This window comes from Modestobacter sp. SYSU DS0290 (genome assembly GCF_054050955.1).
The window spans coordinates 427,560-440,681 of record NZ_JBJHAI010000001.1 but is presented as its reverse complement, the minus strand read 5'-3'; the positions used below and the strand labels follow the sequence as shown (position 1 = coordinate 440,681).

At 75.3% G+C, this 13,122-nt stretch carries 15 protein-coding genes; 8 read left to right on the top strand and 7 right to left on the bottom strand.

The window, feature by feature from the left end:
• Positions 1 to 104: 104 nt before the first annotated feature.
• Both yczR and ACI795_RS02185 read right to left on the bottom strand, forming a co-directional pair.
• Complete coding sequence (gene yczR, locus ACI795_RS02190; protein ID WP_457073514.1) at positions 105 to 1,550, bottom strand: MocR-like transcription factor YczR; 1,446 nt, start codon at positions 1,548 to 1,550, stop codon at positions 105 to 107.
• A gap of 263 nt (positions 1,551 to 1,813) precedes the next feature.
• Positions 1,814 to 2,776, bottom strand: a complete 963-nt coding sequence (locus ACI795_RS02185) for a cobalamin biosynthesis protein (protein ID WP_457073512.1) — start codon at positions 2,774 to 2,776, stop codon at positions 1,814 to 1,816.
• A gap of 42 nt (positions 2,777 to 2,818) precedes the next feature.
• On the opposite strand from ACI795_RS02185, the gene def reads away from it, so the two are divergent.
• The 3 genes from def (at position 2,819) to cobM (ending at position 5,443) form a co-directional block, all read left to right on the top strand.
• Positions 2,819 to 3,376, top strand: coding sequence for a peptide deformylase (gene def / locus ACI795_RS02180; RefSeq protein WP_457073510.1), 558 nt, complete (start codon positions 2,819 to 2,821; stop codon positions 3,374 to 3,376).
• 118 nt (positions 3,377 to 3,494) lie between these two features.
• Positions 3,495 to 4,703, top strand: coding sequence for a precorrin-6y C5,15-methyltransferase (decarboxylating) subunit CbiE (cbiE, locus tag ACI795_RS02175; protein ID WP_457073508.1), 1,209 nt, complete (start codon positions 3,495 to 3,497; stop codon positions 4,701 to 4,703).
• The gene (cobM, locus tag ACI795_RS02170) at positions 4,700 to 5,443 is read left to right on the top strand and encodes a precorrin-4 C(11)-methyltransferase (protein ID WP_457073506.1); all 744 of its coding nucleotides are present in this window, start codon (positions 4,700 to 4,702) and stop codon (positions 5,441 to 5,443) included. Before cbiE ends, cobM begins: the two co-directional genes overlap by 4 nt.
• On the opposite strand, the gene ACI795_RS02165 is transcribed toward cobM, so the two are convergent.
• A complete protein-coding gene (locus tag ACI795_RS02165; RefSeq protein ID WP_457073505.1) occupies positions 5,440 to 6,522 on the bottom strand; it encodes a cobalt-precorrin-5B (C(1))-methyltransferase in 1,083 nt (360 codons plus the stop codon). The two genes, cobM and ACI795_RS02165, sit on opposite strands and share 4 nt — an antisense overlap.
• 17 nt (positions 6,523 to 6,539) lie before the next feature.
• Here ACI795_RS02165 and ACI795_RS02160 point away from each other — a divergent pair, with 17 nt between their 5' ends.
• The 5 genes from ACI795_RS02160 to ACI795_RS02140 all read left to right on the top strand — a co-directional run bounded on the left by ACI795_RS02160 (position 6,540) and on the right by ACI795_RS02140 (position 9,604).
• Positions 6,540 to 7,265 (top strand): cobalt-precorrin-6A reductase, encoded by a 726-nt coding sequence (locus ACI795_RS02160; RefSeq protein WP_457073503.1) that lies wholly within the window; start codon positions 6,540 to 6,542, stop codon positions 7,263 to 7,265.
• The gene (locus ACI795_RS02155; protein WP_457073502.1) at positions 7,253 to 7,924 is read left to right on the top strand and encodes an HAD hydrolase-like protein; all 672 of its coding nucleotides are present in this window, start codon (positions 7,253 to 7,255) and stop codon (positions 7,922 to 7,924) included. The genes ACI795_RS02160 and ACI795_RS02155 overlap by 13 nt, the downstream gene beginning before the upstream one ends.
• Positions 7,925 to 8,096: 172 nt before the next feature.
• The gene (locus tag ACI795_RS02150; RefSeq protein WP_457073501.1) at positions 8,097 to 8,504 is read left to right on the top strand and encodes a hypothetical protein; all 408 of its coding nucleotides are present in this window, start codon (positions 8,097 to 8,099) and stop codon (positions 8,502 to 8,504) included.
• Between the two features lie 176 nt (positions 8,505 to 8,680).
• Entirely contained in the window at positions 8,681 to 8,863 is a 183-nt protein-coding gene (locus ACI795_RS02145; RefSeq protein ID WP_457073500.1) for a hypothetical protein, read from the top strand.
• Between the two features lie 90 nt (positions 8,864 to 8,953).
• Positions 8,954 to 9,604 carry a maleylpyruvate isomerase family mycothiol-dependent enzyme gene (locus tag ACI795_RS02140; protein WP_457073498.1) on the top strand — a complete coding sequence of 217 codons (651 nt, stop codon included), beginning with the start codon at positions 8,954 to 8,956 and terminating at the stop codon, positions 9,602 to 9,604.
• Between the two features lie 68 nt (positions 9,605 to 9,672).
• Here the strand turns inward: ACI795_RS02140 and ACI795_RS02135 are convergent, their stop codons facing one another.
• From ACI795_RS02135 to ACI795_RS02120, 4 genes are all read right to left on the bottom strand, one after another.
• Positions 9,673 to 10,392: a hypothetical protein gene (locus ACI795_RS02135; RefSeq protein WP_457073496.1), complete on the bottom strand. Its 720-nt coding sequence runs from the start codon at positions 10,390 to 10,392 to the stop codon at positions 9,673 to 9,675.
• 53 nt (positions 10,393 to 10,445) lie between these two features.
• Positions 10,446 to 10,793, bottom strand: a complete 348-nt coding sequence (locus tag ACI795_RS02130; protein ID WP_457073494.1) for a PadR family transcriptional regulator — start codon at positions 10,791 to 10,793, stop codon at positions 10,446 to 10,448.
• 803 nt (positions 10,794 to 11,596) lie between these two features.
• The gene (locus ACI795_RS02125) at positions 11,597 to 12,163 is read right to left on the bottom strand and encodes an RNA polymerase sigma factor (RefSeq protein ID WP_457073493.1); all 567 of its coding nucleotides are present in this window, start codon (positions 12,161 to 12,163) and stop codon (positions 11,597 to 11,599) included.
• Complete coding sequence (locus tag ACI795_RS02120; RefSeq protein ID WP_457073491.1) at positions 12,160 to 13,017, bottom strand: hypothetical protein; 858 nt, start codon at positions 13,015 to 13,017, stop codon at positions 12,160 to 12,162. The genes ACI795_RS02125 and ACI795_RS02120 overlap by 4 nt, the downstream gene beginning before the upstream one ends.
• Positions 13,018 to 13,122: the final 105 nt, after the last annotated feature.

Sequence of the window (13,122 nt, the reverse complement as noted above, 5' to 3'; positions counted from 1 at the left end):
CGATCTGCGCCGTTCCACGCACGGGGAGTCGAGGAGGTGGGGCCGGATCCCCCGGTGACGTCATGACCTGGAGTGAGGGCGCCCGCACGATGAGATGGCGCTGGTCAGACGACGGTGCGCGGCGCCGGTGTCCGGCCGAGGTCGCTGCGCAGCTCACCGGCGAGGCCGGCCAGCACCTCGACGGCGGAGCGCAGCTCCGCGGCCGGCCGGGTGAAGGGCAGCCGGACGTGGTCGTCGAAGGCGTGCCCGGTGCCGAAGACCCGCCCCTCGGCCAGCAGCACGCCGCGCGGTGCGGCGGCGGCGGCCAGCGCGGCCGAGCTGAGCCCCGGCGGCAGGGCGCACCAGACCGACAGCCCGCCGCCCGGAGGGTGCACCCGCCACTCCGGCAGCAGCTCGGACAGGGCGGCCAGCAGCGCGGCGCGCTGGGTGCGCAGCTGGTCGCGGCGCTCGGCGAGCACGGCGTCCAGGTCGCGCACCAGCACGGTGGCGGCCAGCTGGTCGAGCAGGCCGACGGAGAGCTGACGGCGGCCGAGCACACCGGCCAGGCGGGTGGCCAGGGCGGCGTCGGTGCGCAGCCAGCCGATCCGGAGCCCGCCCCAGACCGCCTTGGCCAGCCCGCCGAGGGTGACCGTGGCGGCGTCGGGCAGCCCGGCGGCATACGGCGGGAGCGGGCCGTCGTCCAGGTACAGCTCGGCGCACACCTCGTCGACCACGGTGAGCACGCCCTGCTGCCACAGCGTGGCGGCCAGCCGGCGCCGGCCGGCTGCTGACATCCGCGCGCCCGTCGGGTTGGTGAAGTCGGGCATCAGGTAGGCCAGCCGCGGACCGCTCTGCCGGGCCGCCAGGTGCGCGGCCTCGACCAGGGCGTCGGGGCGTTCCGCGTCGACGGTCACCGGCACCAACCGGGCACCGGCGCCCTCGACGACGCGCAGCGCGCCGGGGTAGCTGGGGTGCTCGACCAGCACCCGGTCGCCGGGCTCCAGCAGCGCCTCGGCGACGACGGCGGCGGCGTCGCCCACCCCGGCGGTGACCACGACCTGCTCCGGGTCGGTGGGCAGCCCGCGGGCGGTGAACCGCTCGGCGATCGCAGCCCGCAGCTCGGGCAGCCCGCCGGGGGCGTAGCCGTGCCCGGCGGTGAGCGCGGGCAGCCGCGCCAGCGCCGCCCGGTAGGCGGGCTCCAGCTGGGAGGTCGCCGCGGGCGCCGCGTGGGCCAGGTCGATGTGGCCGGGGGCGTCGGTGGGCAGCCAGTCGCGGGCGGGGGTGCCGCCGGGGGGTTCCAGGACGGTGCCCGAGCCGTGCCGGGTGCGGGCCCAGCCCTCCTCGCGCAGCACCCGGTAGGCCGAGGCGACGGTCACCCGGCTGGTGGCCAGCGCGGTGGCCAGGTCCCGTTCGGCGGGCAGTCGCGAGCCGGCGGTGAGCCGGCCGCCGTCGACCAGGTCGCGGATCCGCCGGGCCAGCCCGGCGTAGCGGGGGGTCGGCAGCGCGGTGACCGGTCCGACCAGAGTGGCCAGCTCCTGCGCCGGAGTGGACTGCTCGACGGCGGGTGGCATGACGCCACCATGCCGGATTGGACCGCTTCGCACCAGGCTCGACGATGCCACGGTCAGTCCATGAACCCAGATGTCGGTCTCGCCGTTCTGATCGTCACGTTCCTCGCGCTCGGTGCGCTGGCCGGGCACACGCTGCTGGTCACGCTGCGCGGCGGCCTCGGCCCCGCCGACCCACCGGCCAGCCACCCGCGCACCGACCCGGCCGGCTTCCCCGTCCCGCCCGAGCCGCGCGGCGTCCTGCCCCGGCACCCGGTGCAGCCGCGTCAGGCGCGCGGTCCCCGGCGGAGCCGGCTGATCGCGGCCCGGCTGAGGAGGGCCAGGCCGGCGGCGGCCGTCCACACCACGCGGGAGAGCCGGGCCGCACGGCGGATGTCCGCGCGGACCGGGGGCTGACCGTCCCCCAGGGTGGGCCGCTCCTCGACCCGGCTGCCGTACACGTTCCGCCCGCCCAGCCGCAGCCCCAGGGCGCCGGCCAGCGCGGCCTCGCACCGGCCGGCGTTCGGGCTGGGGTGCGCGGCGCCGTCCCGCCGCCAGGACCGCCACGCGCCGGCGGCCGACCCGCCCGTGACCGGCGCGGCGGCCACGGTGAGGGCGGCGGTGAGCCGGGCCGGCACCCAGTTGAGGACGTCGTCCAGCCGGGCCGACGCCCAGCCGAAGCGCTCGTACCGGGCCGACCGGTACCCGACCATCGCGTCCAGGGTGTTCGCCGCCCGGTAGCCGAGCAGCCCCGGCAGTCCGGCCACCGCGCCCCAGAACAGCGGCGCGACGGCGGCATCGGAGGTGTTCTCCGCGACCGACTCCACGGTGGCCCGGACCAGCTCGGCCTCGGCCAGGCCCGCGGGGTCGCGTCCGGCCAGGGTGGGCAGGTGGCCGCGGGCGGCCGGCAGGTCCCCGGCGTCCAGGTGCTGCGCCATCGTGGCCGCCGCCCGGTCCAGCGAGGTGCCACCCAGGACCGCCCAGGTGGCCAGCGCGGTGACCGCCGTCCGGGCGGCCGGGCGCCCGCTCGTCACCCGGGCCAGGGCGGCGCCCAGCGCGGTCGCCGTCCCGACGCAGACGGCGCTGTACGCGACGCCGGTGGCGCGGTCGTCGCGCCAGACCCGGCGCTCCAGCGCGCCCGCCGCACGGCCGAAGCCGGCGACCGGGTGGAAGCGGCGCGGGTCGGCGAGCAGCAGGTCGGCGGCCGAACCCAGCGCGAGCCCGACGGCGGTGGCACGGCTGGGGGACATCGGCGCCACTGTAGGGAGGCCGCATCCCTAGGATCGACGGTCATGCGCCTGCCCGGCCGTTACGACGGCGTCGCCCGGCCGATCGTCACCTACGGCAGCAACCCCGTGCTGCACCGCCGCTGCGCCCCGGTCACCGTGTTCGACCGGGCGCTGCGGCACCTGGTGCTGGACATGTTCGCCAGCATGCAGGCCGCCGACGGCGTGGGGCTCGCGGCGAACCAGATCGGCGTCGACGCGCGGGTCTTCGTCATCGACTGCCCCGATGCCCACGGCGAGGACGTCGCCGGCTACGTGGTGAACCCGGAGCTGACGATCCTGGCGCCGCTCGAGGGCGAGCCGGCGACGGAGACCACCGAGGAGGGGTGCCTGTCGGTGCCCGGCCCGTACGCCGAGCTGCCGCGCGCCTTCCGGGCCCGGGTGGACGGCGTCGACGTGCACGGCGACCCCACCTCGATCGAGGCGACCGGGATGGCCGCGCGCTGCCTCCAGCACGAGGTCGACCACCTGAACGGCACCGTCTACGTCGACCTGCTGCCCGAGGAGCTGCGCGAGCGGCTGCTGGCGGAGTCGGCGGGCCCGGAGGGCGAGCTCCCCGCGTGACGACGGTCGCCGGACGGCTCCGAACCGCGCCTTCCACGCTCTTCGGACCCCTTCCACGCGCTGCAGCACGGGGGAAGCGCGCGAAGAGCGTGGAAGGCGGGGCGGGTGAGGTGGGCGCATGAGCTGGACCGTCACCGTCGTCGGGATCGGGGCGGACGGCTGGGACGGGCTGTCGCCGGCCGCCCGGCGGGTGATCGAGTCCGCCCAGGTGCTGCGCGGCAGCGCACGGCAGCTCGACCTGGTGCCGCCGTCGGTCGACGCCGAGCGGGTGCCGTGGCCTTCGCCGATGGCGCCGGCGCTCGCCGCGCTGCTCACCGACCACCCCGGCCGGGGGGTCGTCGTGCTCGCCAGCGGCGACCCGATGCTCTCCGGCGTCGGCAGCTCGCTGGTCCGGCAGTTCGGCGCGGACGCCGTCGAGGTGGTGCCGCACCCGTCGTCGGTGACCCTGGCCTGCGCCCGGCTGGGCTGGGCGGTGGAGGAGACCACCGTCGTCCCCGTCGTCGGCCGGCCGGTCTCGCTGGTCCTTCCGCACGCCACGCCCGGCCGGCGGCTGCTGGTGCTCGGCTCGGACACCCGGACGCCGGCGGACCTCGCCGCCCTGCTCGCCGGGGCGGGGTACGGCGCCAGCCGGCTCACGGCCCTCGCCCAGCTCGGCGGCCCCGCCGAGCGGCGGTTCACCGGCACGGCCGCCGGGTGGCCGCACCCGGAGACCGACCCGCTGGTGGTCACCGCCGTCGAGGTGGTCGCCGACCCGGGCACCGTGCCGCTGCCGACCGTGCCGGGCCTGCCCGACCATGCCTACGAGTCCGACGGGCAGCTGACCAAGCGCGACGTCCGGGCGGTCACGCTGGCGCGGCTGGCGCCGCTGCCCGGCCAGCTGCTGTGGGACGTCGGCGCCGGCGCCGGCTCCATCGGCATCGAGTGGATGCGGGTGCACCCCGCGTCCCGGGCGGTGGCGGTGGAGGCCGAGCCCGGACGGGCCGACCGCGTCGCGCGGAACGCGGCCCGGCTCGGCGTCCCCGGGCTCGAGGTGGTGCGCGGCCGGGCACCGGAGGCGCTGGCCGGGCTGCCCGACCCTGACGCCGTCTTCGTGGGCGGCGGGGCCACCGTGCCCGGCGTGCTGGACGCCTGCTGGGCCGCGCTGCGCCCGGGCGGCCGGCTGGTGGTGAACGCGGTGACCCTGGAGAGCGAGGCGCTGGTCGCCCAGTGGCGGGCCCGGGTCGGCGGGGAACTGACCCGGCTGTCGGTGGCGCACGCCCAGCCGGTCGGCGGCTTCACCACCTTCCGCCCCGCCCTCCCCGTGACGATCTGGAGCGTGACGCGATGACCGTGCACTTCATCGGTGCCGGACCCGGCGCCGCCGACCTGGTCACCGTGCGGGCGGCGCGGATCATCGCCGCGAGCCCGGTCTGCCTGTACGCGGGCGCGCTCGTGCCCCGGGAGCTGCTGGACACCGCGCCGGCCGGCGCCCGGCTGGTCGACACCGCCGACCTGGACCTGGACCAGATCACCGCCGAGCTGGTGGCCGCGCACGAGGCGGGCCTCGACGTCGCCCGGCTGCACTCCGGCGACCCGTCGGTGTACAGCGCGATGGCCGAGCAGATGCGCCGGCTGGACGCCGCCGGGGTGCCCTACGACGTCGTCCCCGGGGTGCCGGCGTTCGCGGCGGCCGCGGCGTCGCTGAAGCGGGAGCTGACCGTGCCGGGGGTGGCGCAGACCGTCGTCCTCACCCGGACGTCGGCGCGCTCGACGCCGATGCCACCGGGGGAGGAGCTGGCCGCCTACGCCGCCACCGGCGCCACGCTGGTGCTGCACCTGGCCGTGCAGCGCATCGACGAGCTCGCCCCCGAGCTGGCTGCGCACTACGGCGGCGACTGCCCGGTCGCGGTGGTCGCGAAGGCCAGCCGGGACGACGAGCTGACGCTGCGCGGCACGCTCGCCGACATCGCGCAGCAGGTCGCCGACGCCGGGGTGAAGCGCACCGCCGTCGTCGTCGTCGGCCGGGTGCTGACCGCCGGGGAGTTCCCCGACAGCCACCTCTACTCGACGACGCGATGCCGCTCCTAGGCCCTGCCCACGACCACGCCGGCGCGGTCGATCACCACGACGTCCACCTGCACCGGGGCGCCGCGCAGCACGCCCTCCGCCGTCCGGCGGGCGCCGGCGGCGACCAGGTCGCCCAGCGGCAGCCCGGCGGCCTGGCACTGGCGCAGCGCGTCCAGCGCGGTGTTCGCGCCGCGCACGCCCTCGACCAGCTCCGGCGCGGCCCCGGCGTCGGCGACGAGCTGGGCCAGCGCGGTGAACGACACCTGCGAGCGGGCCGAGTGCAGGTCCAGGTGCCCCTCGGCGAGCTTGGCGAGCTTGCCGATGCCGCCGGCCACGGTGAGCCGCGGCACGGGGTGGCGGCGCAGGTACTTGAGCACGGCGCCGGCGAAGTCGCCCATGTCCAGCAGTGCGTCGTCCGGCAGGCCGTACAGCTGCTGGGCGACCCGCTCGCTGGTCGACCCGGTGCAGCCGGCCACGTGCTCCCGCCCGGCGGCGCGGGCGACGTCGATGCCGCGGCGGATGGAGTCGATCCACGACGAGCACGAGTACGGGACGACGACGCCCGTGGTCCCCAGCACCGACAGCCCGCCGAGGATGCCCAGCCGCGGGTTCCACGTCCTCCGTGCCAGCTCCGCGCCGTCCTCGATGGCGACCTCGACGACGACGTCGCCGGTGCCGCCGTGCCCCCGCGCCACCGCGGCCACGTGCTCGCGGATGAACTGCCGGGGCATCGGGTTGATCGCCGGTTCGCCGACGGCCAGGGGCAGGCCGGGCTTGGTGACCGTGCCCACGCCCTCCCCGGCGCGGAAGACCACCCCGCTGCCGGGCTCGCCCAGGGTGACCCGGGCGGAGACCAGCGCGCCGTGGGTGACGTCGGGGTCGTCCCCGGCGTCCTTCACCACGGCCGCCCAGGCGGCGTCCGGTGCCAGCTCCTCGCGAGCCAGCGCGAAGGAGGGGTGCCGGTCGTTCGGCAGGGAGATCTCGACCGGGTCGGGGAACTCGCCGGTGAGCAGCGCGGTGTAGGCGGCAGTGGTGGCCGCGGTCGCGCAGGCGCCCGTCGTCCAGCCGTGCCGCAGCCCGCTGGCACCGTCCCTGCTCACGGGCACATGGTGCACCGGTGACCGGTCCGGTGTTGGTGCTGGGCGGCACCGGCGAGGCGCGACGGCTGGCCGCCGCGCTGGTCACCGCGGGCGTCGACGTGCTGTCGTCGCTGGCCGGGCGGGTCGCGGACCCGGTGCTGCCGGAGGGGCCGGTGCGGATCGGCGGGTTCGGCGGCGCCGACGGGCTGGCCGCGTGGCTGGCCGAGCACGCGCCGCGCGCCGTCGTCGACGCCACCCACCCCTTCGCCGCGCGAATCACCGCGAATGCCGCCCGGGCGGCGGCCCGGCAGGGCACCCCGCTGCTGCGCCTGCAGCGCCCCGGGTGGACGCCCGGCCCGGGGGACACCTGGCGATTTGTCGACACGTCGACCGAGGCCGCTGCGGCCGTGGCCGGGTACCGCAGCGTCTTCCTCACCACCGGCCGGCAGGGCGTGGGGGTCTTCGCCGGCCTGCCCGGGCGGGTGCTGGTCCGCTCGGTCGACCCGCCCGACGAGCCGCTGCCGGCCGGCGCCACGCTGCTGCTGGACCGCGGGCCCTTCAGCGTCGCCGACGAGCTGGCGCTGATGCGCGAGCACGCGGTCGACGTCGTCGTCACCAAGGACTCCGGCGGGCACCTCACCGAGGCCAAGCTCGTCGCCGCCCGGCAGCTGGGCATCCCGGTGGTGCTGGTCCGCCGGCCGCCGCTGCCGCCCGGCGTCGAGACGGTGGCGACGGTGGAGGAGGCGCTCGCGTGGCTGCGGTGAGGTTGGTGCTCTTCGACCTGGACGGCACGCTGGTCGACTCCACGCCGGGCATCTGGGCCTCGATCCGGGTGGCCGCCGCCGAGCTCGGGCTGGCCGAGCCCACCGAGGCGCAGCTGCGGTCGATGGTCGGGCCGCCGCTCTGGGAGGGCTTCGCTGCGGCCTTCGGCATCGGCGGGGACGACGTCGACCGGGCGGTGGCCGCCTACCGCGCGCACTACACCGCCGGCGCGATCCTCGATGCGCCGGTCTACCCGGGCATCGCCGAGCTGCTGGCCGAGCTGACCGACGCCGGTGCGCGGCTGGCGGTGGCGACCAGCAAGCCCGAGCCGTTCGCGCTGCGCATCCTCGAGCACACCGGACTGCTGCCGCGGTTCGCGAGCGTGCACGGCGCGACGCTGGACGGGCGGGTCCGGCACAAGGAGCAGGTGGTCGCCGCCGCCCTCGCCGCGCACCCGGACGGGGAGCGGCCCGTGCTGGTGGGCGACCGGTCGCACGACGTCCTCGGGGCGCGGGTGCACGGGCTGCCCTGCGTCGGGGCCGGGTGGGGCCCCGCACCGCCGGGGGAGCTGGCCGCCGCGGGCGCGGCCGCGGTGGCAGACACCCCGGCCGACGTCCCGGCGGTGCTCGACCGCCTCGATCCGCCGCCGAGTGTCAGCTGAGCGGGTTCACACCCGGGTCTTCGCCCGCTGAGCTGTCACTCGGTGGGCACCGTGACCGGACGGAACGGTCGGTCGACGGCGTGGTGCTCGCCGGGGTCTGACCGGGTCGCGATCCGGTCACGACACAGCCCGGACCCTGGACCGCCGTGACCGTGCGGGGGACGGTGCCGACGTGCGGGGAGTTCTGCCGGCCGCGGCCGTGCTCGTCCTGGCCGGTGGCTGCACCGGCGGTGGCGGTGCCGGGGTCGCGGGTGGCTGTACCGGTCCCCAGCTGTCCGTCGCGCCAGCGGAGGCGCGGGTGGGGGAGGAGGTGACGATCTCCGTCGAGTGGCTGCACGAGGGCTGCGACGACACCGGTCGGGGACTGGAGGAGGAGCGGCCGGCCACTGCGTCCGCCGTCCTCGTTCAGGACGGCGCGGTGACGACACTCGGGGCGCTGACCGGTCGTGGTGAACGCTTCAGCGACCAGCTGGACGTCACCCTCCCGGCGGGCGCCGTCCCGGGACCGGCGTCCGTCGCGCTGGAGACCGGGGACGGCTCGTCGCGGGGTGGGTCCGCCGACCTGGTCGTCCTGCGCTGAACTGCGGTCGCCGGTCGCCGGCAGGGAACGCCCGCCACACGGGATCCGGCCACCCACCACGGCTCGGACGCGAACCTGCGCGATGCGGTCGGGACGGACAGCGGCCTGGTGCTGACGTGGGGCGCCCTGGCAGCAGGCGGTTGTCCCCGATCCGCCACCACGCCAGGCTGAGCGGCATGGGTGAGCAGCCGGAAGCCGACGGGATCAGGTTCATCACGCTGACGCCCGGTCAGCGGCGGCGGCTGACGTTCCTCAGGGTGACCGGTCTGCGGGAGGTCCTCTTCTTCCTGGACTGCTCGGTCCCGGGGCTGCGCGGGCGTCTCCGGCGGGTGCACAGTCCGTGGTCGCCTCGCCGCTGACGGGGCGCCGAGCCGGCGGTCAGACCGATGACTTCAGCGGCCGCTCGCGGTCCCCGCTCCGACCGCGACCGATCCGACCGAGAGGACCCCGTGCCCGACCCCACGCTCACCACCGAGGGCCTGTGGGCAGCCGTCCACGCGGAACGTGCCGCGCTGGCGGATGACCTGGCCGACCTGACGCCGGCGCAGTGGGCCCAGCCCTCGCTGTGCCTGCGGTGGACCGTCGAGGAGGTGGTCGCCCACCTGAACGCCGCGGCCAGCACCGGGCGCGGTCGCTGGCTGGCCAGCATGCTGGCCGCGCGCTTCGACACCGACGTGCACAACGACCGACGGTTGGCGGAGCACCGGGGCGCCGACCCCGCCGCCACCCTGGCGCGGTTCCGGGCGGTCGTGCCCAGCACGACCGCGCCGACCGGGCACACCGCCGCCTGGCTCGGTGAGGTGGTCGTGCACGCCCAGGACGTCCGCCGCCCGCTCGGCCAGCCCGGTGTGCCGCCGGTGCCGGTGGTCACCGCGGTGGCGCGGTTCTACGCCGCCCGGGACTTCGCCGTGAACAGCCGGACCGCGGCCCGGGGGCTGCGCCTGGAAGCGACCGACGGCCCGTTCACCGCAGGCGACGGGCCGCTGGTCACGGGCACCACCCTCGCGCTGACCATGGCGATGGCCGGTCGCGCGGTGTCCTGCGACGACCTGACCGGGCCGGGCGTGCCCGTGCTGCGGGCGCGGTGCACCCCCGGCTGAGCGGGCCGTGGGTCCGCGGCGCCGGCGAGCTGCTGGCCGACGCGGTCGCCTGGTGGGACGGCGGGCGGTCAGGCGGCCAGCCAACCCAGGGCTGCGAAGACGAGGTAGGCGGCGGGGCCCACGTAGGCGGGCGCAACGGTGACCCATCGCCTGTGACGAGCTGTGGCCGCCGGCTGGCCGGTGGGTGTGTCGAGAGGGGAGGTCACGAGGTCGCCCTCGATGTCACGGGCCAGCTCGCGGTACTCGATCCACGCCAGGACCAGGACGGCCACGAAGAGCCCGATCGCGACGACGGGTGCGGGGAGTCGGGCGACGGTCGGTAGGTCGGCGCGACCGGACAGGACTGCGCCGCCGAGTCCGAGGAAGACCACTGCGGACAGGGGGCCGCCGATGGTCCAGGGACGACGCAGCATTGGGCGCAGCAGCAGCGGCAGGCTCAGCGTGACGAGCAGGAACAGCCCGAGGCAGGCGACCTGGCCGACGTTGTAGGTGAGGGGTTCTCCGCGGGCCCAGGCCGGGAACGCTGAGGTGCCGACGAGTAGGGCCACGACCTGGGCGGCGCCTGTGACGGTGACCGTCCAGACCCCCTGCACGCGTTCGGGGGCGCTGTCGTGGTCGAGGCGTGCTGCGTAGTCGGTCGGGTCGCCGAAGGCATCCGAGGGCGCCTCGTCCGTCTCGGTGCAGTGCGTCTCGACCTCTGCCAAGCGGTCGCCGATCACCGGGCCGGGGACGTCTCGGAGTCGGAGCTCGCGGACGAAGTCGCCGCACCACGCGTCGTGGGTCTTCACGAACGGTCGCTCCCAGACCTCCTGGGGGAAGGGGCGGGAAGGGAGCGAGCTGCTCATGTGGTGCTCCTCGAGTAGGTCCGGGATCCGGCTGGTGAGGCCATCTGGTCGGTGCCGATGGGAGAGAGGTGGCCGGAGACCGTGGCCGAGAAGACCTGCCACTGGGCGAGGCCGGCGTCCAGCTGGTCGCGGCCGGCAGCGGTGAGGGTGAAGTACTTGCGCCCTGGCCCGCCTTCACCGGGCCGCCATTCGACGCTGACCAGGGCGTTCTTCTCCAGGCGGGCCAGCAGCGGGTAGAGGGTGCCGCCCTTGATGTCCCCGAAGCCTGCGGCGGCGAGCTCGGCGGCGATGGCGTACCCGTACGTGGGGCCCTCGGCCATCACCCGCAGGACGCACAGCTCCAAGACCCCTCTGAGCCATTCGCTGGGTGGGGCGTCCGGTGGCATGGGTAGACAGTGCCCCTACTCAGTCCATCTGTCTAGTACCCGGCTGCGTGCTACGGCTGCTGTCTCCCTCCGGGCGTCCCGATCGACGATCGGGTGTGGGACGAGCAGGCCGCTCTCGCTTCTCCGCTCATGGCGATCTGCGGGTGGTCGCCTTGCCGGTCGGCGGTGGACAGCGCGCTCAGGCCGAGCTTGGCCAGGTCGGTGGCGGCCGAGGGCAGCTGCCCGGTGACGTCTCACAAGTACTGAGCATTCGGTCGGCTTGAGACGGCGTTGTGAGACGACCATTGAGACGGTCGCGACTTGCGGACTTGATTCGTCGGACTGGCGAGAGCGCAGGTGTCTCACTTCCAAGGAAGTGAGACAGCATGGCGGGGGCGAGTCGGCGTGCCGGTTGCTCGCGGCCTGTCTTGCCTCAGTCGCGGCAGTCTCGGTAGCCAAGCCTCAGCGGCGTCACCGCAGAACCTGGCGCCGGCGCCCAATTGATGCTGTTCCGCAAGAGCCACCCACTGGCCGGTCCCGAAAAAGCAGCCCAGACCGGAGCACGTCTCGACCCGCAGATATCGCCCTTTATCTAGGGATAATCACGCTGATCTTGGATCGGGCTCATCTGTGGTGGAGGGCTTCGACCGGCACTACGGATGTCAGCCCGGCCGCGGCGGTGAGAGCTGTTCGTAGGACGGTCTACGGTTCAGCTGGGTCGGGCCCGGCGTCGCAGAGGACGCCGGGCCCGAGGCATACGTGGTGCAGGGAGTGGAGGTCGGTCAGGTCACGGGGTGGAGGCCGTTCGGACGACCACTGGAGGCGCTGGGGGATGTGGCGGGATCGGGGTCGTCTTCGATCAGTGACTGAAGAGCTGGGTGGCGGCCGAGTCGCGCTCGAGCGCGGTGGAGCCGTACCCGGGCGGTGTTCGCTGTGATGCCGATGACCTGGGCCGCCTCAGCTGGGCTCAGGCGCTCCCAGGTGGTGAGGGTGATGAGGTCGCGGTCCACGTCGCTGAGCGTGCCCAGGGCGCGGTGGACGGCTTCATCCCGCGTTCCGCGGTGGGCGGACTGTCCTCGGCTGGCGGCCTCGCCTGCCTCACCTTCGACCCCGGTGCGCACTGCCGCTGACCGGTGGTGCTCGGCGAGCAGTCGGCGAGCGACCCCGAACAGCCACAGTCGCCGCTCGTCGCCGGCGGGCAGGTCTGCTCGCCGCCGCCAGGCGATGAGGTAGACCTCGGCGAGCAGGTCGGGCGCGTCATCAATGGGTGCCCGATGGGAGAGATAGGCCAGCAGCGGCCCCCGGGTGTCCTGGAACAACTCCTCGAACCGGGCCCGTTCGTCGCTCATCGGGCACCCGCGTAGTTGGGGTCGGTGCTGATGACCGGAAGGACTTCGGGAGAGCACCGGTGCGCGATCGCGACCGCATCGAGGATTCCCTGGCGGTCCCCGGACTGGGCAGCCTGGACCAACGGGCGCAGCCACCCGTAGTACGAGCCTCCAGCGCTCGGGTCGACGCCGGTGCTCGGATCCATCGGGTCCGGCTCACCCTGCGTTTCGTTGAACGTCTGGATCGGCTCCCAGGAGACCACCCCGGTGAGCATCGCGGCCGCGGCCTCCCGTGCCGTGATGTCCCCGGCATTGTCGCCGGCCACCCATGCGTCGGCCCAAGTGCAGATCGCATTGCCGGCGACAAAGGAGCGCAGGGCGCTCTCAGTGATGGCCGAGTCGCTCTCGTGGGGGAAGAACTCCAAGGCATAGTCACGCTGGGCTTCATAGCCCGGCGCGAAAGCGATGTCGGCGGTCACCTCCTCGTAAACCTGCCGCCGGTCCGTGCCGCCCTGGTTGAGGAACTCGCCGGGACCTGCGATCTGCACGTCAGCGCCAGTCGACTGCTCGCCGGTCCTGGTGGACAGAAACTCCGCCGCCGCGGCCGTCCCGGCCCCCGCCACGACCACTGCCAGCGTCACCGACGCCACGCGCGCTGCGCGACGACGTCGCCGCGCAGCGACCTCCCGGTCACCGATGAGGTTGAGTCGCCGCTGCTGCAGCTCGTCGCGGGCGGGCGTCGAGTCCTCATCGATGGACGTCTGCACCCGCGACCACACGTCGGAGAAGATGCGCTCTTCTTCCGCGGGGGTCCGCTGGGCCGTCGCTGCGTGGCGCAGCATGGCGTCCAGCTCGTGACTGTCCAGGTTCCTCATCGGTGTCGCCTTTCGTGGGGGGCCGCGTTCCGAAGCCCGTCACCCACTACATGCGCAGGCATTACAAGGAGCGACACCCTGCTCACTGCAGGCTGGACAGTTCAG

Excerpts from the sequence above, each read along its gene's own strand:
- yczR (WP_457073514.1), bottom strand. The coding sequence starts at position 1,550 with ATGCCACCCGCCGTCGAGCAGTCCACTCCGGCGCAGGAGCTGGCCACT.
- ACI795_RS02185 (WP_457073512.1), bottom strand. The coding sequence starts at position 2,776 with ATGTCCCCCAGCCGTGCCACCGCCGTCGGGCTCGCGCTGGGTTCGGCC.
- def (WP_457073510.1), top strand. The coding sequence starts at position 2,819 with ATGCGCCTGCCCGGCCGTTACGACGGCGTCGCCCGGCCGATCGTCACC.
- cbiE (WP_457073508.1), top strand. The coding sequence starts at position 3,495 with ATGAGCTGGACCGTCACCGTCGTCGGGATCGGGGCGGACGGCTGGGAC.
- cobM (WP_457073506.1), top strand. The coding sequence starts at position 4,700 with ATGACCGTGCACTTCATCGGTGCCGGACCCGGCGCCGCCGACCTGGTC.
- ACI795_RS02145 (WP_457073500.1), top strand. The coding sequence starts at position 8,681 with ATGGGTGAGCAGCCGGAAGCCGACGGGATCAGGTTCATCACGCTGACG.
- ACI795_RS02125 (WP_457073493.1), bottom strand. The coding sequence starts at position 12,163 with ATGAGCGACGAACGGGCCCGGTTCGAGGAGTTGTTCCAGGACACCCGG.
- ACI795_RS02120 (WP_457073491.1), bottom strand. The coding sequence starts at position 13,017 with ATGAGGAACCTGGACAGTCACGAGCTGGACGCCATGCTGCGCCACGCA.